The 24,319-nt window shown below is 37.1% G+C and carries 18 protein-coding genes; 17 read left to right on the top strand and 1 reads right to left on the bottom strand.

Going from position 1 to position 24,319, the window contains the following annotated elements; all coding sequences use genetic code 11:
• Nucleotides 1–48 precede the first annotated feature (48 nt).
• The 17 genes from H8S01_RS00090 to H8S01_RS00010 all read left to right on the top strand — a co-directional run bounded on the left by H8S01_RS00090 (nt 49) and on the right by H8S01_RS00010 (nt 23,628).
• Nucleotides 49–603, top strand: coding sequence for a DUF4352 domain-containing protein (locus H8S01_RS00090; protein ID WP_021865877.1), 555 nt, complete (start codon nt 49–51; stop codon nt 601–603).
• A 113-nt stretch (nt 604–716) separates the two neighbouring features.
• Entirely contained in the window at nt 717–2,354 is a 1,638-nt protein-coding gene (locus H8S01_RS00085) for a glycoside hydrolase 43 family protein (RefSeq protein WP_186835760.1), read from the top strand.
• 163 nt (nt 2,355–2,517) lie between these two features.
• Nucleotides 2,518–4,893: a glycoside hydrolase family 31 protein gene (locus H8S01_RS00080; RefSeq protein ID WP_186835759.1), complete on the top strand. Its 2,376-nt coding sequence runs from the start codon at nt 2,518–2,520 to the stop codon at nt 4,891–4,893.
• Nucleotides 4,894–5,458: 565 nt separating this feature from the next.
• A complete protein-coding gene (locus H8S01_RS00075; RefSeq protein ID WP_021865880.1) occupies nt 5,459–6,913 on the top strand; it encodes an aminotransferase class I/II-fold pyridoxal phosphate-dependent enzyme in 1,455 nt (484 codons plus the stop codon).
• Nucleotides 6,914–6,962: 49 nt separating this feature from the next.
• Complete coding sequence (gene speE, locus H8S01_RS00070) at nt 6,963–7,817, top strand: polyamine aminopropyltransferase (RefSeq protein WP_186835758.1); 855 nt, start codon at nt 6,963–6,965, stop codon at nt 7,815–7,817.
• Nucleotides 7,817–9,076 carry a saccharopine dehydrogenase family protein gene (locus H8S01_RS00065; RefSeq protein ID WP_021865883.1) on the top strand — a complete coding sequence of 420 codons (1,260 nt, stop codon included), beginning with the start codon at nt 7,817–7,819 and terminating at the stop codon, nt 9,074–9,076. The genes speE and H8S01_RS00065 overlap by 1 nt, the downstream gene beginning before the upstream one ends.
• Nucleotides 9,077–9,127: 51 nt before the next feature.
• Entirely contained in the window at nt 9,128–10,309 is a 1,182-nt protein-coding gene (nspC, locus tag H8S01_RS00060; protein ID WP_186835757.1) for a carboxynorspermidine decarboxylase, read from the top strand.
• On the top strand, nt 10,287–11,441 hold the full coding sequence (gene aguA / locus H8S01_RS00055; protein ID WP_186835756.1) for an agmatine deiminase: 1,155 nt from the start codon (nt 10,287–10,289) through the stop codon (nt 11,439–11,441). The genes nspC and aguA overlap by 23 nt, the downstream gene beginning before the upstream one ends.
• A gap of 33 nt (nt 11,442–11,474) precedes the next feature.
• On the top strand, nt 11,475–12,341 hold the full coding sequence (gene aguB / locus H8S01_RS00050) for an N-carbamoylputrescine amidase (RefSeq protein ID WP_186835755.1): 867 nt from the start codon (nt 11,475–11,477) through the stop codon (nt 12,339–12,341).
• 320 nt (nt 12,342–12,661) lie between these two features.
• Nucleotides 12,662–13,507: a substrate-binding periplasmic protein gene (locus tag H8S01_RS00045; RefSeq protein WP_186835754.1), complete on the top strand. Its 846-nt coding sequence runs from the start codon at nt 12,662–12,664 to the stop codon at nt 13,505–13,507.
• Nucleotides 13,508–16,036: an ATP-binding protein gene (locus H8S01_RS00040; protein ID WP_186835753.1), complete on the top strand. Its 2,529-nt coding sequence runs from the start codon at nt 13,508–13,510 to the stop codon at nt 16,034–16,036.
• A 44-nt stretch (nt 16,037–16,080) separates the two neighbouring features.
• Entirely contained in the window at nt 16,081–17,427 is a 1,347-nt protein-coding gene (locus tag H8S01_RS00035; RefSeq protein ID WP_186835752.1) for an MATE family efflux transporter, read from the top strand.
• A 36-nt stretch (nt 17,428–17,463) separates the two neighbouring features.
• Nucleotides 17,464–19,026, top strand: a complete 1,563-nt coding sequence (locus H8S01_RS00030; protein ID WP_186835751.1) for a Na+/H+ antiporter NhaC family protein — start codon at nt 17,464–17,466, stop codon at nt 19,024–19,026.
• 13 nt (nt 19,027–19,039) lie between these two features.
• The gene (locus tag H8S01_RS00025; RefSeq protein WP_186835750.1) at nt 19,040–19,954 is read left to right on the top strand and encodes a DMT family transporter; all 915 of its coding nucleotides are present in this window, start codon (nt 19,040–19,042) and stop codon (nt 19,952–19,954) included.
• A 34-nt stretch (nt 19,955–19,988) separates the two neighbouring features.
• Nucleotides 19,989–21,407: a helix-turn-helix domain-containing protein gene (locus H8S01_RS00020; RefSeq protein ID WP_186835749.1), complete on the top strand. Its 1,419-nt coding sequence runs from the start codon at nt 19,989–19,991 to the stop codon at nt 21,405–21,407.
• Between the two features lie 102 nt (nt 21,408–21,509).
• The gene (locus H8S01_RS00015) at nt 21,510–22,859 is read left to right on the top strand and encodes a hypothetical protein (RefSeq protein WP_186835748.1); all 1,350 of its coding nucleotides are present in this window, start codon (nt 21,510–21,512) and stop codon (nt 22,857–22,859) included.
• Between the two features lie 154 nt (nt 22,860–23,013).
• Nucleotides 23,014–23,628, top strand: a complete 615-nt coding sequence (locus H8S01_RS00010; protein WP_021865894.1) for a hypothetical protein — start codon at nt 23,014–23,016, stop codon at nt 23,626–23,628.
• Between the two features lie 105 nt (nt 23,629–23,733).
• Here the strand turns inward: H8S01_RS00010 and H8S01_RS00005 are convergent, their stop codons facing one another.
• On the bottom strand, nt 23,734–24,150 hold the full coding sequence (locus H8S01_RS00005; protein ID WP_186835747.1) for a hypothetical protein: 417 nt from the start codon (nt 24,148–24,150) through the stop codon (nt 23,734–23,736).
• Between the last annotated feature and the right edge of the window lie 169 nt (nt 24,151–24,319).

The raw sequence follows: 24,319 nt of genomic DNA, 5'->3' as shown, positions 1-24,319 counted from the left end.
TAGAAGATTTGATTCTAAAACTTTTAAAATATCAGGAGGAAGTATTAAATGAAAAAGAAAAAATGGCCTATAGTTGTAATTGTGATTGCAGTAATTGTTATTATCGGTGCTGCGGCAGGCGGCAGCAGTGCAAAAAAGGTTTCGTCATCAGACGGTGCTTCACAGGGAGTAAGTTCAAATACAACACCTTCAAGCGATAAGACGACATTCGGAATTGGCGATACGGCTGAGTTAAAATCTGTTCAGATGACACTTGTCAATGCAGAAGAATTTGGAGGAGCAGATTTCTTTACACCGCAGGACGGATATGTATTTGTGGGTTGTGAGTTTGAGATTGCCAATAATTCAAAAAATGAGATTAATGTAAGTTCTTATGTAAGTTTCAATGCTTATTGTGACGGATATGCGATAAGCCAGAGCATGACAGGTGCATCGGCATGGGACAAAAATGGTAAAAAGACACTTGACGGCACGGTTGCCCCGGGAAAGAAGTTAAGCGGCGTTATCGTATATGAAGTGCCGTCTGACTGGAAAGAACTTGAAGTGTCATATTCACCGAGCTTCTGGGGTAAGGCTATGACATTCATAGTTCCTAAAAATTAACACAAAACTTTTATAAAAGAATTTGGCAAAACATATGGAAATCTTTACGGAAATGCGGTAATATCTAAGTATAAATTACAGAAAATTATTTTACAGTTATATGGAGGTTTTTTATGTGGCTTGCAGATTTAAAAAATGGTAACTACCGCAATCCGGTTCTTTATGCCGATTATTCAGACCCTGATGCAATAAGAGTCGGAGATGATTATTTTATGATTTCATCATCTTTTTGTAATGCACCGGCACTTCCGGTTCTTCACTCAAAAGATCTGGTAAATTGGAAAGTAGTTAATTATGTTTTGGACAAGATTCCTGAATTCAGATACAGAAATCCTATTCATGGCTGTGGTGTGTGGGCACCTTCAATCCGTTATCATGAGGGTACATATTATGTATGTTTCCCTATGCCTGATGAGGGAATTTATATGACTACGACAAAAGATCCGTTTGGAAAATGGAGCAAACCTGTTAATATAAGACCGGGTGCGGGCTGGATTGATCCATGTCCTTTCTGGGACGATGATGGAAAAGCATATCTTGTAGCAGGTGTGGCAAAGAGCCGTATAGGTTATAAGAGTGTGCTTCATATGGTTGAGATGCAGCCTGACGGCATGGGACTTATCGGCGATGAAGTCAAGATTTTTGACGGTAACGAGAATGACCAGGTTACAATTGAAGGACCTAAGATGTATAAAAGAAATGGCTGGTATTATATATTTGCACCTGCCGGAGGTGTTAAGACTGGATGGCAGACAGTTCTTCGTTCAAAGAATGTATTTGGACCTTATGAGTACAAGGTTGTTATGCGTCAGGGTGACTCACCTGTAAATGGTCCTCATCAGGGTGCCTGGGTAGATACACAGACCGGCGAGGACTGGTTCTTACATTTTCAGGATGTATATGCAGGCGGAAGAATAGTTCATCTCCAGCCTATGCACTGGGAGAATGACTGGCCTGTAATCGGTGTAAACAAGCCGGGTAACGACTATGGCGAACCGGTTATGGAATATAAGAAACCTGATATAGGAAAGAGTGAAGCAGAACTTGCAGATAAGAATCTGTATCCGGTATGCGAGCCTGATGCAAGCGACGATTTCACAGGTGATAAGCTTGGAATGCAGTGGCAGTGGAATGCCAATTTTGAAGATTCGTGGTATTCACTTGAAAATAATCAGTTAAAGTTAAATGCAGTTGCAGCTTCACCTTTAAGACCTCTTGGCGATTTACGTAATCTTTTGTTACAGAAGTGGCCGGCACCGGAATTTTGTGCAGAGACAAAGATGAATCTTGCAGAATTAAAAGACGGCGATACAGCTGGTTATATTTCACTTGGAATGAAATATATTGCAATTTCTGTTACAAATAATAATGGAAATCTTGAAATGAAATTTGTGCGTGGTTTACAGGATTTTGACTGCGATGCGGCATATACAGACGAAAAAGCTGAAAAGACAACAGCTCTTAAAGATTCTGATTTTACAGATGCAAATAAGACAATATGGTTCAGATACAAAGTGAACGTAAAAGAGCACATAACACATTATGAGCTTGGACTTCCTGTAAAAGATGCACCGCTGGAAGAACTTATACTTGAGTACAGTTTTGACGGTGTAAATTATACAAAGGCGATTGAAACAGAGGCAAAAGCAGGACGCTGGGTTGGCGTAAAGAGCGGTATGTTTGCATGCCATGATAGCAGCAAAAAAACAGAAGCAGGATATGTTACTGTTGATTATGTAGAATACAAATAATTTATAGAAGAGAGTTCCAGAACCCTGAAATGATTTTAAAATTGATAGGGTTTTGGAGCTTTTTTTCTGTATTATTTGCATTTTTGATTTTTATTTACAGAGACAAAGATAACTGACTGTGTTAATCTTTAAGTAAAGATTATCTTAATAACGGAGGAAAAAAATGGCTGAAAGTTGTTGTAACAAAGCATGTATTGTTCAGGGGGAAAAATATCGTTTTTCGGTGCTTACACCATTTATGATGAGAATGGAATATTCAGAGACTGGTGTGTTTGAAGATTTACAGACACAGACTGTGCTTAACAGGGAATTTCCGGTACCGGAATATACAGTGACACAAAGTGACGACCGCCTTGAGATAGAGACAGAAGCATTTCATATGATATACGATAAAAAGAAATTTAGTGAAGAAGGACTTTTTATAGATGTAAAATATGATTTTACCAATTACGGTGGAAGGTGGTATTTTGGTGCAAAGACGTATAGTTTTCCGCCTCGTGAGCATAATCTCAAAGGCACAATGAGAACTCTTGACAGGGCTGACGGGGAAGTTGAACTTGAATACGGGCTTATGGATAAGAGTGGAAGGACATTTTTTGATGACAGCAAATCGTTTGTGTTTAATGAAGAAAATATGCCATCAAAAAGGAAACATGAAGAGATTGATGTTTATTATCTTGCATATGGGCGTGATTATTTTGCGTGTCTGCGTGATTTTTATAAATTATCGGGGGCTGTTCCTCTTCTTCCAAGATACGCTCTTGGAAACTGGTGGAGCAGGTATTGGAAATACAGTGAAGAAAGTTACATTGAGCTGCTGACGGAATTTGAAAAAAGAAATATACCATTTTCCGTTGCTGTTATGGATATGGACTGGCATATAGTCGATGTGCCGATGGAATCTGGCGGCGGATGGACAGGATATACATGGAATAATGATTTATTTCCGAATCCGGAAAGATTTTTGTCATGGCTGCATGAACATAATTATCATGTAACACTTAATGTCCATCCGGCATCAGGTATCCGTAATTTTGAAAAAATGTATAAAGATATGGCAGAGTATCTAGGAATTAATCCTGACAGTAAAAAAACTATAGAGTTTGATATGACTAACAAAGAGTTTGTTGAGGCGTATTTTAAGTTTGCACATCATCCACATGAAAATGCTGGAGTTGATTTCTGGTGGATAGACTGGCAACAGGGCAACAACGGAGGAGCAAGCGGAATTGACCCATTATGGATGCTTAATTATTTTCATTTTAAAGATATGGAAAAAAGAGGCAGAAGAGGACTTATTCTTTCGAGGTATGGCGGACTTGGAAGCCATAGGTATCCGATAGGATTTTCTGGAGATACGATAGTTACATGGAAATCGCTTGAATTTCAGCCTTATTTTACAGCAACGGCATCAAATGTGGGATATACGTGGTGGAGTCATGATATAGGCGGTCATATGAACGGATATAAAGACAATGAGCTTGCATTAAGATGGTATCAGTTTGGTGTGTTTTCACCGATAAACAGGCTTCACAGCAGCTCTAATCCGTTCTGTGGAAAAGAACCATGGAATTATCCTGAGCCATACTGCAGTGATATGGAAAAGATTTTAAGATTCAGGCATGCACTTATTCCATATATGTACACACTTAATTACAGGTGTCATTGCGAGCATATTCCTGTAATAATACCAATGTATTATTATTATCCATTTGAGGAGAAAGCATATAGTTATAAAAATCAATATTTTCTTGGTAGTGAAATGCTTGTGTGTCCTGTTACAACAAAGATTGATGAAGATTCACAAAAAAGCGGTGAGGAATGTTTTATACCAGCCGGAATATGGACAGATATATTTACCGGTGATGTATACAATGGCGGTAAAAATGGAAAAAGTCAGATTTTATGTAGAAATCTTCAAAGTATTCCTGTGCTTGGACGTGCAGGTGCAATAATACCGCTTGCTTCGGAATGTGGCAGTAATGATATTATTAATCCGAAAAAAGTTGATGTGGTTATATGTCCGGGTGCATCAAATACATTTGTTATGTACGAAGATTCTGGAGATGGATTTGACTACGAAAAAGGCGAATATGCTTTGACAGAGTTTGTGCTCGACTGGAATGAAGATAAGGCAAAAATAAGCATAGATGTAAGCGGTGACTTATCGGTAATTCCACGAAACAGAAAGTACCGTTTTATATTAAGAGGATTTGCACGTGGTATAAGATTTGAAAATGCAGATAATGCCAAATACGATATAAAAACAAATACATGGACAGTTACATGTAACTGTGATGGTGCGTCAGAGCTTGGAATATTTGCTGATAATGAAGAAAACAATCTTGTATACAACGGTGAAAATGTTAATGATAAAATATATGATTTTCTTCTGCAGGCACAGATGGATAATAATGACAAGAGAAGTATTTACAGATTATTTACATCCGGTGAGGACAAAAATGTTATTATGTCCAATATCATGTCTATGAAACTTAATGATAAAGTTACAGCTGCAATTATGGAATATCTTTTGTGATATTACATAATAATGCAAAAATAAAGTGAAATCTGAGTAAAATTTAATTTTTTTGTTGACATTAAAAAAATGATATATTATAGTTAAAAAAGATTTGGATAAGAGTTATCCAACATGCAGACCACATGGTTATATTACATGTTAAGCCTTGCGGACGGGCGGGTCGGTTGCCGAGTGTGACAAGGGCACACATTATTGATTGGGTTAGAAGCCCAAATTTTATAAGTTGATTTTTAAAATTATCATGCGAAGGTGCATATCATCTTGTGAAACGGTCAATAAGAGCGGTAACAGTGACTTACTTGGATAAACTCTGAAAGGTCAGAATCTCAGTGCTTTGTATACATGAAGTAATATGTATACGTACATGTACAGGGATTAATAAAAGAATGATTGAATATACTACAGGCGTGATTAATTTTAAATTAATCACGCCTTTTTGTGCCTTACGGCACACATTTTACGTTGGCAGCAAGCCAAAGTCCGTATTTTACGAAAATTTAGAATTTGTATTATACGGAAATCTGACGGCCGCTGCGATAATATAATGGCAGGGAGAGAGGAAATGGATTTAAAAAGACAGGCATCAGCTCCATTGTATGAGGCTATCGAAAGATTCAGAAAAAAAAGAATAGTTCCGTTTGATGTTCCGGGACACAAACGTGGCAGAGGTAATCCCGAACTTGTCGATTTACTTGGTGAACGATGTGTGGGAATTGATGTAAATTCAATGAAACCGCTTGATAATCTTTGTCATCCGGTTTCGGTAATAAAAGAGGCAGAAGAGCTGACGGCAGATGCGTTTGGTGCAGAGCATGCTTTTTTTATGGTTGGTGGAACAACGCAGGCAGTACAGAATATGGTACTTTCAGTCTGTAAGGCAGGCGATGAGATTATTGTTCCGAGAAATGTTCATAAAAGTGTTATCAATGCGTTGATTTTGTGCGGTGCAATACCTGTTTATCTTAACACGGAGATTAATGCAAAGTTAGGAATCGTACTCGGAGTAACCGTAGAACAGGTTGAAAAGACGATTCAGGAGCACCCGCGGGCAGTAGCGGTGCTTGTAAATAATCCGACATATTACGGAATATGCTCTGACATAAAGGGAATATGTGACATAGCTCATTCATACGGATTGAAAGTGCTTGCCGATGAAGCACACGGAACACATCTTTATTTCGGGGATAATCTTCCAATGAATTCTATGAAAGCGGGAGCGGACATGGCAGCTATATCAATGCACAAATCCGGTGGTTCGCTTACACAGAGTTCAATTCTTCTGACGAATAACGGAATGAATGCGGATTATGTCCAGACAATTATCAATATCACGCAGACCACAAGTGCATCGTATCTTCTTATGACGAGCCTTGATATATCAAGGCGTAATCTTGCATTAAGGGGAAGGCAGTCATTTGCAAAAGTTAGCGAGTGGTCACAGTATGCAAGGGATGAAATTAATTCAATAGGCGGTTATTATGCTTATGGTAAAGAGCTTGTAAACGGAGGTACGGTATACGATTATGATGTCACAAAGCTGTGCGTGTATACAAGAGATATAGGACTTGACGGAATAGAGGTCTATGACATTTTAAGGGATGAATATGATATCCAGATTGAGTTTGGTGATATAGGAAATATTATGGCATACATTTCAATCGGAGACAGGATTCAGGATATTGAGCGTCTTGTCGGTGCACTTGCCGAAATAAGCCGTATTTACTCAAAAGAAGAGAAAAGATTTGAGGTAGACAGGCAGATGCTTCTTCCGAGGGTTCTTGCATCTCCGCAGGAAGCTTTTTATGCCGAAAAAATAAAAATGCCTATACGCGATACGAAAGGTCATATTTCAGGTGAATTTGTAATGGCATATCCGCCTGGAATACCGATACTGGCACCGGGTGAGGAAATTACGGAAGAAATTATTGATTACATACAATATTCCGTTGAAAAAGGATGTTCAATGCAGGGAATGGAAGATTCGGCTCTTGAATATCTGAATGTATTAAAAATATAAAAAATAAATGAAATATAAAGAATGAACAATGCATAATTTGGAGGGCAATATGGAATTTTGGTTTTCGGAGCTGCACTCGCCGCATGTTAAGTTTGACATACGTGTGGAAAAGCAGTTATTTTCAGGAAAAAGCGATTATCAGAGGATAGATGTGTTTGAATCGCCTGAATTCGGTAAATTCCTGACACTTAACGGAAGCGTTATATTTTCGGAGCAGGATTGCTTTATTTATAATGAAATGGTTGTGCATGTGCCGATGGCGGTGCACCCTGATGTGAAAAATGTTCTTATCATTGGCGGTGGTGATGGCGGCGTATCAAAAGAATTATTGCAATATGACAATATCGAAAATATAGATATTGTCGAGCAGGACAGCATGTTTGTCGATGTGTGCAAGGAGTATTTCCCGGAGACCTCAATAGGTCTTGATGATGAAAGAGTGCATATATACAATTATGATGCGTTGAGATTTCTCCGCTCGAAAATGAATGAGTATGACCTTATCATAAATGATGCAACTGACCCGTTTGGAGCGTCTGAGGGACTGTTTACAAGAGAATTTTACGGAAGCTGTTACAAGGCGTTAAAAGATGACGGAATACTTGTGTATCAGCACGGAAGCCCATTTTATGACGAGGATGAGGATGCATGCAGGAGTATGCATAAAAAAGTATTTCACACATTTCCGATAAGCAGGGTATATCAGGCACACATACCTACAAGCCCGTCAGGTTACTGGCTTTTCGGTTTTGCTTCAAAGAAGTATCATCCGCTTAAAGATTTTAAGGCAGACGAGTGGAAAAAAAGAGACATATATACAGAATATTACACAACTAATCTTCATACAGGAGCATTTATGCTTCCAAAGTATGTTGAAGAATTATTAGAACAGGAGGAAAAATAATGAGCAGAGTATTAGTAATCGGATGTGGAGGCGTTGCCTCAGTTGCAATTCACAAAATATGTCAGGTGAGTGATGTATTTACTGATTTGTGTATTGCGAGCAGGACAGTGAGCAAGTGTGATGTGCTTGCAGAAGAATTAAAGGGAAATACAAAGACAAACATTACAACAGCAAAGGTTGATGCGGATAACACAGATGAGGTTATTGCATTGATAAATAAATTCAAGCCTGATGTTGTTCTTAATGTTGCACTTCCGTATCAGGATTTAACGATTATGGATGCATGTCTTGCATGCAAAGTTCCTTATGTTGACACTGCGAATTATGAGTGTGAGGATACGGATAATCCTGAGTGGAGAAAGGTGTATGAGGAAAGATGCAAACGCCTCGGTTTTACAGCATATTTTGACTATTCATGGCAGTGGGCTTACAGGGAAAAATATAAAGAGGCAGGAATTACGGGACTTTTGGGAACTGGTTTTGACCCGGGTGTTACAAGTGTATTTACAGCATATGCACAGAAACACTATTTCGATGAAATACATACAATAGATATTCTCGACTGCAACGGTGGCGATCACGGTTATCCTTTTGCAACAAACTTTAATCCTGAAATAAATCTGAGGGAAGTTTCTGCACCGGGTTCTTATTGGGAAGACGGACACTGGGTTGAGATTCCGCCTATGTCAATCAAGCGTGAATATGATTTTGAGGGCGTAGGAATGAAGGATATGTATCTTTTGCACCATGAAGAAATAGAAGCACTTGCCGCAAATATTCCTCATGTTAAGAGAATCCGTTTCTTTATGACATTCGGACAGAGTTATCTTACACACATGAAATGCCTCGAAAATGTAGGTATGTTAAGAACAGATCCTGTTGAATTTAACGGTCAGCAGATAGTTCCTATACAGTTTTTAAAAGCACTTCTTCCAGATCCTGCTTCTCTCGGTCCAAGAACAGTCGGAAAGACTAATATTGGCTGTATATTTACGGGAATTAAGGACGGAAAAGAAAGAAAAATATATATTTACAATGTATGCGACCATCAGGAGTGTTACAGAGAAGTCGGTTCACAGGCTATTTCTTATACGACAGGTGTTCCTGCGATGATTGGAACAATGCTTGTTGCAAAAGGAATATGGAATAAGCCGGGTGTATTTACGACAGACGAGTTTGATCCTGACCCATATATGGACGCACTTAACAAATACGGACTTCCGTGGAAAGTTGATGAAAATCCCGTACTGGTTGATTGATATTAAAGTGCCGTAAACGGATAATTTTTGCGGATTACAAGGAGAATTATTATGAAATTTGATGAGTTAAAGACACCCGCTTATGTTATTGATGAAAAAAAACTTATACATAATCTTGAAATATTAAAGAGTGTCGAAGAGCATACGGGGTGTCATATACTTCTTGCACAGAAAGCATTTTCATCATATGCGTTGTATCCGCTTATATCGCAATACATAAGCGGAACAACGGCAAGCGGGATTTTTGAGGCAGAACTCGGGCATGAGTGCATGGGAAAAGAAAATCATGTTTTTGCACCTGCATTTACAGATGAAGATATGGATAAACTTGTAAAAATATGTGACCATGTTGTCTTTAACTCAGTAAATCAGCTTATATGCCATAAAGAGAAGTGTATAAATAACAGAGTGAGCTTCGGACTGCGTGTTAATCCTGAGCATTCAACACAGGGAGATCATGCAATATATGATCCATGTGCCCCGGGCAGCAGACTTGGAGTAACAGAAGAAAATCTGAAAAAAGTACTGCAGAAAAATCCTGATGCACTTGCCGGAATGGAGGGTATTCACTTTCATACACTATGTGAGCAGAATTCCGATGATTTAGAGAAAACTCTAAATGTTGTTGAAGAAAAATTCGGCTTTCTGATGCGGTCCGACAGTATAAAATGGGTCAACTTTGGCGGCGGACATCATATAACAAGGGATGATTATGATATAAAAAGGCTTGAAAATTGCATAAATCATGTAAAAAGAACTTATAATGTGGATGTTTATGTCGAACCCGGAGAGGCTGTTGCATTAAATGCCGGTTATCTTGTAACAACAGTTCTTGATAAGGTGGAAAACGGGATAACGACACTTATACTTGATACATCAGCAGCATGTCATATGCCGGATGTGCTTGAAATGCCATATGTGCCGCCATTAAGAGATGCCGTAAGGCTTGATGATATCAATGCCGATATATGGGAAAAGCCTGCTGATGGAAGATTCAGGTACAGATTATCGTCATATACATGTCTTGCAGGTGACATAACCGGTGATTATGAGTTTGATTCAGAAGTAAATGCAGGAGACAGGCTTGTATTTGAGGATATGGCAATATATTCAATGGTAAAAAACAATACATTTAACGGAATACCATTGCCGGACATTGCAATTATGGATGCAAATGGCGATTGCAGGGTATGGAAACATTTTGATTACGATGAGTTTAAAAGGAGATTGTAAATTGGGTGAATTATTATGTAATCCAGCTTACGACGGATTTCGTATGCCGGCGGAATTTGAGCAGCATCATGGATGTATTATGATTTGGCCTGAAAGACCGGGGTCGTGGGCATATGAAGCAAGAGAGGCGAGAAAGGCATTTTGTTCCATAGCAGAAGCGATAGTAGAAAGCGAACAGGTTTATATGCTGGTTTCAGAAAGACAGTATGAAAATGCACTTCAAATGCTTTCGGACAAAATAAGATTAGTTATTATGGATTCCGATGATGCATGGGCAAGAGATACAGGACCGACATTTGTCGTAAGCGGCGATGCTGATGTTTCGTATAAAGATAGAATTTTAAGAGGAATTAACTGGAAGTTCAATGCATGGGGCGGTGAGTATGATGGATTGTATGCTGACTGGAGCAGGGATGATAAGATTGCGATAGAGTTTATGAAGCATTTCGGATGTGATTATTACAATGCAGCACCATTTGTTCTTGAAGGCGGTTCTATACACACAGATGGAGAAGGAACACTTCTTGTTACAGAAAATTGTCTTTTAAGCAAAGGACGCAATCCGGGACTTTCAAAGCCACAGATTGAAGAAAAACTTAAAATGTATTGCAATGTCCACAAAATAATATGGCTTCCTTGTGGAATATATAATGACGAAACCAACGAGCATGTGGATAACGTGTGTGCATTTACATCGCCGGGTGAGGTTGTTCTTGCATGGACGGATGACAAAAATGATCCACAGTACGAGATGAGCATGTCATGTCTTAAAGTTCTTGAAAATGAAACAGATGCGAAAGGAAGAAAAATAAAGGTTAGGAAACTTCCAATTCCTTCAAATCATATATGCATAACGGAGTATGACCTTAAAGGACTTGAATTTGAGGACGGTGAGGATGAAAGGGAAGCAGGAGAGAGACTTGCTGCATCATATGTCAATTTTTATATATCAAACAAAGCAGTTATAGTTCCCCAGTTTGGTGATAAAAACGATAAAGCAGCATGTGATATTTTATCGGAGGCATTTCCTGAAAGACAGATAATTCCAGTGTATGCAAGGGATATAATTGTCGGAGGCGGCAATATACACTGCATTACACAGCAGATACCGAAAGCGGAAGGTTTTGACTGATATTATATTTTTGAAAATTTGAGGAGAGATAAAATGCGAAAAGTAAAATACGCAGGCATCCAGATGCAATGCACAAAATCTGTAGAAGAAAATATCGCAAAAGCGGATAAAATGGTTCGCAAAGCAGCATCAGAAGGAGCAAAGATTATTCTTCTGCCGGAGCTTTTTGAAAGACAATATTTCTGTCAGGAAAGAAATTATGATTATTATTTATATGCACGCAGTTTAGAAGAAGATGAAGCGGTTAATCATTTTAAAAAAGTTGCGGCTGAACTTGAAGTTGTGCTTCCGATAAGTTTTTATGAAAAAGACGTAAATGTTTTTTATAATACGACTGCAGTTATCGATGCAGACGGGAGTGTTCTTGGAATTTACCGAAAAACACATATTCCGGATGACCATTATTATCAGGAAAAGTTTTATTTTACACCGGGAGATACAGGATTTAAGGTGTGGGATACAAGATATGGTAAAATAGGAATCGGAATATGCTGGGACCAGTGGTTTCCGGAAACTGCGAGAGGAATGGCTGTTCAGGGAGCGGAAATATTATTTTATCCAACAGCAATAGGTTCTGAGCCGATTCTTGAAGTTGACAGTATGCCACATTGGAGAAGATGTATGCAGGGACATGCAGCCTGCAATGTAATTCCGGTTGTCGCTGCTAACAGAATCGGAGAAGAGTATGTAGAGCCATCAGATGAAAATGGCGGACAGAAATCTTCACTTGTATTTTATGGTTCTTCATTTGTCACGGATTCCACAGGAGAAATTGTTATGCAGGCATCGCGTGATAAAGAAGAAATAGTATATGGCGAGTCGGATTTAGATGAAAACCGTGATTTGAGAGTGAGCTGGGGGCTGTTTCGTGACAGACGTCCCCAAATGTATCATTTTTAAATTTTTTTGTCTTGTAAATAATAATAAATGTCTATGATATCATCATGAGCGGACTTGCAAATATAGCTGCAGGGAGCTTATTATAATACAGAAGACAGAAGTTGTGATGACGGTACTTAGTATGCGGCGTCGTATTCTGTCTTCTTTTTTTGCACCATAATTTTGTGTATGCCATAATATAGTTAATAATATTAAGTATATTGTGTTTTTTTAAAAATAAAACATACAGATAAAAATTGTAATTGTAATTTATGATATTTGCTGTATAATAAATATACAGTAAATTAATTGATACGGTTATAAAGAATGGGGAGAGATGTATGCGAGGAGATATTTTTAAGAAGACATGTGAGTATATTTTGGTATTAATGATGGTTTGTATACTGCTTTTAACAGGATGTTCGGAAAGCAATGATACAGATGAAGATGATATGATTAAAGCTGAAGAATCGTCAGGAATAAGTGCTGTCAGTCTTGTAATCGGGAGTGACAATTATGAACCATATAATTACATTGATGAGTCTGGTGAAAATGTTGGTATTGATGTGGATATTGCAAAGGAAGCGTGCCGCAGGCTGGGGATAACACCTGTTTTTAAGCAGATTACATGGGACAGGAAGGATAGCTTTCTTGACAGTAATGAGATTGATTGTCTGTGGGGAAGTTTTACAATGAGCGGAAGAACTGATGATTACAGATGGGCGGGACCATATATGTACAGCCGTCAGGTTATTGTTGTAAGGAAAGACAGAGAAATCAATTCATTTGCTGATTTAAAGGGCAAAAGAATTGCAGTGCAGTCAACATCAAAACCGGAACATATCATATTAAGTGGTGAAGATGATAGAATTCAGGGAGTTTCTGCTGTTTACAGCATGTCTACAATGAGTGAATTATATGCGAGTCTGAGAAAAGGATATATAGATGCTGCGGCAGGACATGAGGTTGCAATTAAAAGATTTGTTGATACTAATCCGCAGCAGTTTATTATTCTTGATGAGATATTATATAAATCTGAACTTGGAGTTGCATTTAAAAAGGGGAGATCTGATGATGTTCCGGATATGCTTAATGATATATTAAAGCAGATGATAGATGATGGAACAATTAAAAAAATTGCTGAATCATATGGAATTAACGCAGATATATTTATGGGGGATGATTAAATGAGAGCTATAAAAAAAGGTGAGATAAGCGTTAAGATGGTATATACTGTGACATTTATAGGATTGTTTCTGATATTTGCGGTATATGGTCTTTTTACAGTGTATGATGTACGCAGGACAGAAAAAGCAGCAGACAAAACGCTTCTTTTTGCAAAGTCAAGAATTTTAAGATATGAAGATTATAAAGAAAATGACAAAGTAAAGAGTTTGTACAGACTGCTTGATAAAACGACAGAAGCAGCCAGAAGCCTTGACAAAGAAGCATATGATGAAAGTTTTTTCGAGGATTATGTTTATGAACAGAGACTCGGAGGAATATGTATATTTGATTCGGATATGAATTGTGAACATTTTACTGAGGATTCGGACATATGGTGGAAAAAGATTTCTGACAGTGCTAATATCGATAATAATGTTATTACACAGATTATAGAATACCCGTTGAAATCATACATGACAAGAATTGAACTTGATGATGGTGAATATGATATGGCAGTCGTTTCGAGAAGAGATAAATGTGGAATTGTTGCTGCATATGAAAAGAAACAGCCGGGATTTGAAAACAATGGTGATATAACAATGGAATCACTTATAACGGATTTTACATTTGAAAATGATGGAATTGTTTTTATATCGTGTGATGATAAAATTGTTAATTGTAATATTGAGGAATATCAGGGGAAGACTTTAAGCGAATATCAAGATGCTTTTTTGGGGGACTGGAATGATGATGGCAACAAAATGGTAAAGTTTGGTTCGTCACAGTCTGAGTGGTATGGCAGCAGGATGATATATGGAAGATATGGAATATATGTATTTTTTCCATCATCATCAATTTACAGTAACCGTACAAAAGCGGTTATATTCTGTACGGGTGCATACATAATGATGCTTGTTCTTGCCATGGCAATAAGGCAGCATATACTTTATATAAACACAAGACAGCTTGACAAGCAGTTTCGTATAATCAGGTCGATAAGCAGCATATATTCTGCACTTATTCTTATTGATATTAAGAATGACCAGTGGGAACTTATAAAGACTCCGGAAAAGCTCGATTATATTTTTGACCAGAAACATAACGTAAAACAGATGCTTGAAGACTATACAAGCAACCGGATTATTCCGTCTCAAAGAGATTCATTCAGGAAGTTTGCAGATATTAATACACTTATGACACGTCTGGAGCAGAGCCGTTATCTTGAATATACTGTTGAAAATATCAACAGCAGATGGTATATGATTGCAATTGTTCCGCAAAGTTATGATAAAAATGGGCATATAGCTGCTATTCTCATGCTTTTTCGTGATATTACAGAAGAAAAGCTTCGTGAGTTAAAATATCAGCATCAGTTAAAGGCAGCTGCACAGCAGGCAGAAAAGGCCAACGTTGCCAAAACTGATTTTCTCAGACGCATGAGTCATGATATAAGAACTCCTATTAATGGTATAAGAGGAATGGTTGAAATATGCCGTTTTTATCTGAATGATAGAAAGAAAGCAGAAGAATGTCTTGATAAGATAATGGCGGCATCAGGATTTTTACTTGAATTGGTTAATGATGTTCTGGATATGAATAAACTTGAATCAGGTGAGATAGTTCTTACAAAAGAGCCATTTTGTCTTTCAAAACTACTGATGGAGGTTGACAGTGTCATAGAAATGCAGGCAAATGAAAGTGGCGTGGATTATATAAAAGCTCCGCTTAATATAGAAAATGACCATCTTATAGGAAGTTCACTTCACATAAAACAGATACTTCAAAATATTGTATCTAATGCTGTAAAGTATAATAAGCGTGGAGGATATGTAAGGGTCAGCTGCACAGAAAACAGGATAGATGAAAAAAATATAATGTTTGAGTTTGTTTGTACTGATAATGGACAGGGAATGAGTGAAGATTTTCAGAAAAAAGCATTTGAACCATTCGCACAGGAAAAAACCAGGGCACGCACAACATATGCAGGAACAGGGCTGGGTCTTGCAATATCAAAAAAGCTCACTGTCCAGATGGGAGGAACTATCGAATTTATCAGCAGACAGGGATATGGAACAACATTTTATGTAAAAATACCTTTTGAGATAGATGATTCATATGAAAGCAGACAACAGGAAATAGCTGCAGATGAAAAAATTAGGCTTGACGGAAATAAAATTATTATTGCTGAAGATAATGAGCTTAATATGGAAATTGCAAGATTTATAATAGAAGGAGCCGGTGCACAGGTTATGCCGGCTGTCAATGGGGAAGAAGCTGTTAAAATATTTGAAACATCGCAATATGGAGAGTACAAGGTTGTTCTCATGGATGTTATGATGCCTGTAATGGGTGGACTTGAAGCAGCAAAAAATATAAGAAAAATGGACAGACCAGATGCAAAAACGGTTGCTATTATAGCAATGAGTGCTAATGCCTTTCATGATGATGTTGAGCAGAGCCTTGCAGCGGGAATGAATGTTCACATGGCAAAACCGCTTGATTTTGATAAACTTCTTGCGACAATAAAAGAATATTGCGATAAAAACTGACATGACTATAGTCATAGAATTAGAAGTATAGGAGAATTAAATATATGAAAGATTTGACAAAAGGCAAACCATCTTCGCTTATTTTATCTTTTGCGTTTCCTATTTTTCTTGCAAATCTGTTACAGCTTACGTACAGTCTTGCAGATACAAGGATTGTAGGTTCTTTTCTTGGTGAAGATGCACTTGCAGCTGTTGGCTCGACAAGTACAGTAAGTAATCTTATTATAGGATTTCTGCTTGGACTTGCCAACGGATTTGCAATTATAACTGCACAAAGATTTGGTGCGAAAGATATAAAGGGAATGAAAAAATCTTTTGCGGCATCGATACTTCTTGGAACAGGAATATCAATAGTGCTTACTGTTCTTGGAATGATATTTAAAAATACACTTTTGGGATTTTTAAATGTACCGCATAATCTGTATGGTGAAGCGGGTGCATACATATTTATTATAATTGCCGGAATGACGGCAACATTTCTTTATGATTCATGTGCAGCTGTTTTAAGGTCACTGGGTGATACAATAACGCCGCTTATAATACTTCTTATATCGGTTGCTCTTAATATTACCGGAGATTTATTTTTTGTTGTAGTATTAAAGTCCGGCGTGCGTGGAGCTGCGATAGCAACGGTGCTTGCACAGATTATTGCATTTGTAATATGTTTTGTTTATATGTTTAAAAAATATGAGATACTGCGTCTTACAAAGAGTGATTTTACAGCTCTTGATGGTAATCTTGTAAGAAATATGCTGGGCTCAGGTCTTTCAATGGGATTTATGAGTTCACTTGTAAATATTGGTTCATTGACACTTCAGACGGCAATTAACAAGCTTGGACAGGATATAATTGTTGCACATACTGCAGCAAGAAAAATATCAGAGATGTTTATGATAATGTTTACTGTATTTGGGCAGACGATGGCTACTTATTGCGGTCAGAATATGGGGGCCGGAAGAATTGACCGCGTTAAAACAGGAATAAAATCCGCACTTATATATACATGTTCATGGTGTGTGCTTACAGTAATAGCAAGTTATACAATCGGAGACTGGCTTATATATCTTGTTACAGGAAGCAATAATGAAAATGTAATAAGAAATGCGGTGAATTATCTTAAATTTGATACGGTATTTTATTTTGTTACAGCATTTATATGCATACTAAGAAATGCGATGCAGGGGCTTGGCGAACATATAATACCGCTTGTATCAAGTTCTCTGGAAATGGTTGGGAAAATTATAATTGCTGCGACGCTTGTTCCGTGGCTTGGATATGCTGGTGTCATTGTTGCAGAGCCGATAGTATGGTTTATTATGGTAATTCCACTCATTATACAGATATTAAAAATGATTCCGGTACTTGAAAAACAGTATGGCAGTCCTGTATAATAGCTGTCAGATTAACAAATGTTGAAAGGAGATTTCATGAACGAAATCGTAGAATATTTACCTAATATGTATGCCACATTCTGGGCTTTGATTCCGCCACTTGTGGCTATTATACTTGCACTTATAACAAAAGAAGTTTACAGTTCTTTATTTATTGGAATTGTTATGGGTGGTTTATTTTATGGGAATCTTTTCCAGACGGGATTCAGCCTGGAAAAATCTGTTCTTCATATATTTGATGACGGAATTCTTGGAGTTCTTACGGATTCGTATAATGTAGGAATTCTTGTATTTCTTGTTGTACTGGGAATTATGGTAAGCATGATGAACAGGGCTGGCGGTTCTGCTGCATTTGGTGAATGGGCAGGAAAACATATTAAAACAAGAATAGGAGCACAGCTTGCATCTATACTTCTTGGTGTGCTGATATTTATAGATGATTATTTTAACTGTCTTACTGTTGGAAGCGTAATGCGACCTATAACAGATAAACATAATGTATCAAGGGCAAAGCTTGCATATCTTATTGACGCAACAGCAGCACCTGTATGTATCATAGCACCTATATCTTCATGGGCAGCAGCGGTTACCGGATTTGTTCCGGGTGAAGACGGATTTTCAATATTTATCAATGCAATTCCGTATAATTATTATGCGTTGCTCACAATAGTTGCGATGCTTACATTTGTAATATTAAAGATTGATTTTGGCCCTATGGCAGAGCATGAGTCTAATGCTGCAAATGGAGACCTTTATACAACGGGTGACAGGCCATATGAGAATGTATCGCAGGATGTGATAAAGGGAAGAGGAAAAGTTATAGATTTAATTTTTCCTATTGTGACATTAATAATATGCTGTGTAATCGGGATGATTTATACAGGAGGATTTTTTAGCGGAACAGGATTTATTGAAGCATTTTCAGGAAGTGATGCTTCAATGGGACTTATGCTTGGCAGCTTTTTTGCACTTATAATAACAATAGCATTTTATTCTGTCAGAAGAGTACTGGGTTTTACAGAGTGCTGTAATTGTATTCCTGAAGGATTTAAAGCGATGGTTCCGGCAATTCTTATTCTTGTATTTGCATGGACATTAAAGTCAATGACAGACAGTCTTGGTGCAAAAGAATATGTTGCATCATTAGTTGAAAATATATCAGGTCCATGGCTTTCGCTGTTCCCGGCAATTATATTTATAATTGGTGCGTTACTCGCATTTGCGACAGGTACGTCATGGGGAACATTTGGTATTCTCATACCTATTGTTGTAGGAACATTTTCAGGAATAAATCATACAATGATGATTATATCAATATCTGCATGTATGGCTGGTGCTGTATGCGGAGATCATTGTTCACCTATTTCTGATACAACCATTATGGCATCGGCTGGAGCACAGTGTAATCACATGAATCATGTATCCACACAGCTTCCGTATGTTATGGTTGTTGCGGTTATATCATGCATGACTTATATACTTGCAGGATTTATACAAAGTCCGGTAATTCCGCTTATAATAGGAATTGTTCTTATGATTGGAACACTTATAGGAATTAAATATATAACCGGTGTTAATTCAAAAAAGAAAGAAATGTAGAAAAGAGGATGCAGTGAAGAATATTAAAGGAAGCTTGATTTTACTGCTGGCAGCTTTTATCTGGGGAACCGCTTTTGTTGCACAGACAAGCGGTTCCCAGAATGTTGGTACATTTACGTTCAATGCAAGCCGTTCCTTTGTAGGAGCGGCATTTCTTGTAATAGTGATAATGGTTGTACGTCTGTCAGCAAATAAGAATGTAAAACAGGAAATAACATCAGATGAGTATCGGCCTAAAACAAAATGGCCGATAAAAGGCGGAATTATATGTGGCTGCGTATTATGTACGGCAATGTCGTTACAGCAATATGGAATAAGCATATATCCTAAGGGAGTGGCAGCATCCGGAAGAGCCGGATTTTTGACAGCAACATATGTTGTTATGGTTGCTGTGTTGACAGCACTTATTGAGAAAAAAATACGTCCGGTAATTGTATTGTCTGTTATTGGATGTATAAGCGGAATGTATCTTTTATGCATGAAAGGTGGGTTTTCAGGTATATATGCGGCGGACATCTGCCTGCTTTTATGTGCGGTGTGTTTTATGTGCCATATATTTTCGGTAGAACATTTTTCGTCTGAAGACGGAATAAAACTGTCATGTATACAATTTGCAACATGTGCCGTAATATCACTTATTCTGGCATTAGTTTTTGAGAAACCCGATATAGGAAATATTGTAAAAGCAGCAGTTCCAATATTATACGCAGGTGTTATGTCCAATGGAATTGCATATACATTGCAGATAATAGGACAGAAATATACAAAACCGGCGGTTGCATCTATAGTTATGAGTCTTGAATCAGTGTTTGCAGTGCTTGCCGGATGGCTGATTCTGCATGAAGTGTTAAGCATAAGAGAGGCTGTTGGATGTGTGCTTGTGTTTGCGGCAGTTATAATTGCACAGATACCTGAAAAAGAAAAATAAAACATGCAATAGTTTTAAGAGGAATGACATAAATATGAAAAATAAAAAAATATATGTAACAGCAATACTCACTTTATTTAATTTTGTATTTTTAGGAACAGAATATTTATTTGATAATATGATGATGAATCTTGTGGATTCAGATGGAGTTGTTCTTGTACAAAATTATATACTTGGTGCCAGTGTTTTGGGTTTTGTATTGTTTCCGTTTATAAATCGTTATCTGAAAGGATACCTGGAATATGTGGCTGGAATTGTGGCTTCAATAATTGCAGCTGTATCGGTTGCTGTTATTTCAGGACATTCGTCATATGAAATAATGATTATTATAGGATGTATATTTTTTGTATTACTTGGAATAACAGGAAGTGCAGCGATTTATTATTCATCTGTTATTTTAAGGGAAAGTTCACAAATATCATCATATGTTGGAATTGCATATGCGGCAGGTGTATTTTTACAATTTATCAACAATAATATTATAAAAAAAGAAATCGCACAAAAAGCGGTTATAATAGTGTTGGCTGTCAGCCTTATATGGCTTATTATATATCGTAAAAAATTTGCAGAAGAGAAAGATAATGTGGATAAATATGACAGTGCGGATGGATATTTGATTAAAAATAAAATGCTTACAGGTATGCTTCTTGTTATTATGGTTGCACTTATGTCATGTATATTTGTATCTCTTGATAATGCGGTAACACTTGTTCATGCACAGGGAAGTGTTGACATAGGGCAGCTTCCGAGAATACTTCTTGCATTGAGTGGTCTTTGTGCAGGATTTTTATTTGATATACATAATGGACGTTATATGAGTATGATTATGTATTGTATAACTCTTATATCAACATTATGCATAGTCATAATTAATTTCGGTGGGATTTTTATTGCAGGGCTTGTTATATTTTATATATCAGCAGGATTTTTTGCTGTATTTTTTACAGCATCATTTATGAGCTTATCATATAAAATGAAAAATCCTGAATTCTGGGCAGGACTTGGGCGTGCAGTAAATAATCTGTGTGCAGTTATTACATCTGCTGTATCAGTAAAACTTCTCACTTCGGGAAGTAATATGGTTATAACTGTTGTTTCTGTTATATTGTTTGTGCTTATAAGTATTGTTATTTTTATATACCTTAATCAGTATTATCCACAAAAACAGGTAGAGAGTGATGAACAGACAGATGAGATTCAAGAAGAAATAATAAGTCCGGAAAAGAAATTTGAACTGTTTTGTGAATGTTATTCGCTTACAGAAAGAGAGAAAGAAGTTTTAAATGCACTTCTTTCTTCAGATAAGGATGTTCAGGATATAGCAGAATCACTTTTTATATCAAGAGCGGCTTTATACAGACATATAAGCAGTATCAATCAGAAAACAAATACAAATAAACGTGTGGGTCTTATTCAGTATTATTATGCCTGGAATCCAGTAGAAAATGGATGATTTGTGTATTTGAGACATATGTCAACTTACAAAAAAATGTCGTATGTGATATTAAATTAGTATCATATACGACATTTTTATGTAGAAAAAAGGAGGATATGCATGAAAAATTCAAAAAAATATATATCATGGTTTACAGTGCTGATACTGGGACTTGTTTTTACAATGCAGTTTATACCAGCAAAAGGAATAGCAGCATCTGAAGAAAATACAGCTATATCGTTCAGATTTGAGGGAGTGGTTTCGTCATATGAGGAAATGAAAGCACAGGATAATTCGTTTGAAGTCTATGTGAAAGCACAAGGTGATACAGAGTATAAAACGCTTGCACAGGCTGCATCAGACAATAATGGTGTATACAGCCTTAATGCAGAGGTTTCGTCTGTAAGTATTTACATAACATTAAATAAAGACAAGTATATGCTTATGACGGATTTTAATATGTTTGATACAGGCATAAGTAATGCACAGACGCTTACACAAAAGAGAACATATAGTATTCAGATTGATAAAAATGTACTTACGGTAAGCTGGGCATATGATGAGAAAACATATGGAGAAGATGCATGGCTTGAACATGGATGTGCCCAAATTACAGCAATAGAGGGCGTAAATGATTTTCATGATATTCCATTTGCCAATAATCCCGGAGATGAAAAAGGCGGGCATATTGCGGTTGAAACAGGTAGAAAGGTAACGATAAAGCTTATACCTGATTATGGCTGGCAGGTAGCGGGACTTACGTTAAATGGGGGCGAAAAATTGACGCCTGATGATGATAATGTGTCAACATTCACATTTGTAATGGGAGATTCAAATATTCATCTTAAAGGATTATTTGAAAAGGCATCGGACGAGATTAAGATCGATAAGGGAAATACAGTCAAATCTGTAAGCATTTCCAATGGTGAAAATGCTGTGGCAAGCGGTAATCTTGCACTTACAGTGTCAGATAATACCTCATATGATTCGCAAAAAGAGCAGGCTGTGGCAGAAGGAGCGGTTTATGTATCAGCTGTTGATTTTACTTTACAGCAGCTTGTGAGTAAAGGAAATGGAAGTGCATGGGTATCTGATGTGACGGAATTTGAAAAGCCTGTTACGCTTAATGTGTCAATAGATGATTATGATGAAAATTATGATTATATTGTTATAAGAAATCATAACGGAGAGATTACAAAGCTTGACACAACTGCAAATGAAGGTACTATATCATTTGAAACGAATAGATTTTCAACATATGTTATTCTTAAAAAAGAAAAAAGTGGTGCAGGTCAGGACAGTAGTGATACAGCAGAAAGCGGTGTTGATGCAGGTATAGGAGAAATAAAAAATAGTATGACAGATTCGCCGGTTACAGGATATGATGATATGGCAGGGTTGTATGTTTGTCTTATGTTTATGTCAGTTCTTGTTTCATCAGCAGTATTAAAGAAGAGTGCAGGGGTATAATGAAGCTGGGTGGATTAAAAAAGGTTTTTAAAATATTTAATAGATTAGTTATAAAATCTAAACTGACATCCGATATAAATAACATAATATTACTATAAAATATTTATTAATGTAACTATGTGTTAATTTATCATTAGAACAAGGATGTGAAAAGATGAAAATTATTGAAGCACAAAAAATCTATCTGGCAAACAGGAGTGCACTGGTAGAACAGAAAAAAACACTAACAAGTCAACGTGATAAGGCAAAAAAAATGGCGGAACTTACAGGCGATTCTGCATATAGTGATGAAGCTGCATCGCTTGAACTTACATTGAAAGAAACAGAGGATAAGTTTCTGAAGAATCAGGATATTCTTGATAATCTTGCCGAACAGCATTGTAATGTAGCAAATGCAGAAGTAAACAGGCAGATATCTGACCCTGAAACAGGTCTGGCGGCCGAATACGGAAAGATTCTTGAAGTTGCAAGGCGTATAGCAACAGGCGGTAAAGTACCATATAAAGATGAAAAAAAGCTTATGGAGTATTCAGATAAGCTGTATCAGGCAGCAAAATCAGCAGCAATGCTTTTGAAATTAAGAGAAAAGGACAGGAAGAAATACGATTCTTTATGGGAAGATGATGATAAGAAAGAAAATCCTGACCCGGATGAGATTGCGGATAATACCGAGGCATCAGGAGATTTTCCTGAGATATCCGTTGATGTTTCAACAAGTGGGGGCTCGGATTCGTCAGTAGGAGGAACATCTGTTGATATGTCTGAATAAAAAATAATAATACAAATATAGCATTTAAGCTTTGTTAAACAGCATAGGCTTCTTATGGTAATTGCATATTGCAATTACATAAGAAGCCTTATTTAAAGTTATGTGCTAATTGTTCTTATTTTTAAGTTCTTCAATTATGGCCTCAAGTTTAGCAATTCTGGCATCTGATTGTGCTTTAGCATTTTCAGCCTTGATTCTGGCCTTAGCTTCGTTTTCAGCTCTTTCATTGGCAGCATTTGCTTCCTGTTTAGCGGCATTAACTTCCTGTTTAGCGGCATCCACTTCCTGCTTGGCGGCATTAACTTCCTGTTTAGCGGCATCCACTTCGTGTTTAGCAGCATCCACTTCCTGCTTGGTGATTTTTAATTCCTGTCTGGCTGCTGTAACTTCCTTCCTGGTAGTTTTTAATTCGTGTTTTACAGCCTTTACTTCAATTTTAGCATTTTCAAGCTGTGCCTTAAACCTGTCAGCCATCAGTTCTGCAGTATTATTATCCAATATCCTTAATGCTTCAGAAAACATGTTAATCACCTCGTATTATATAGTAGTAGTTTTTAGAGACCATCTCCAAGGTCTTAATAACTGTTAAATCATAGTCTCTTCTTTACCTCTTCTGTAGGTTCGACTATGATATATAAGATACTGTGGATTGGTTGTAATCACCTACCACCCGATGGTTTTAAGGAGGCTC

Origin of the sequence: Lachnospira hominis (ex Liu et al. 2021), from assembly GCF_014287955.1 — a bacterium.
Classification (GTDB): Bacteria; Bacillota; Clostridia; order Lachnospirales; family Lachnospiraceae; genus Lachnospira; species Lachnospira hominis.
Note: the sequence above shows the minus strand (reverse complement) of the source record. Positions and strands in the feature narration are given on the sequence as shown.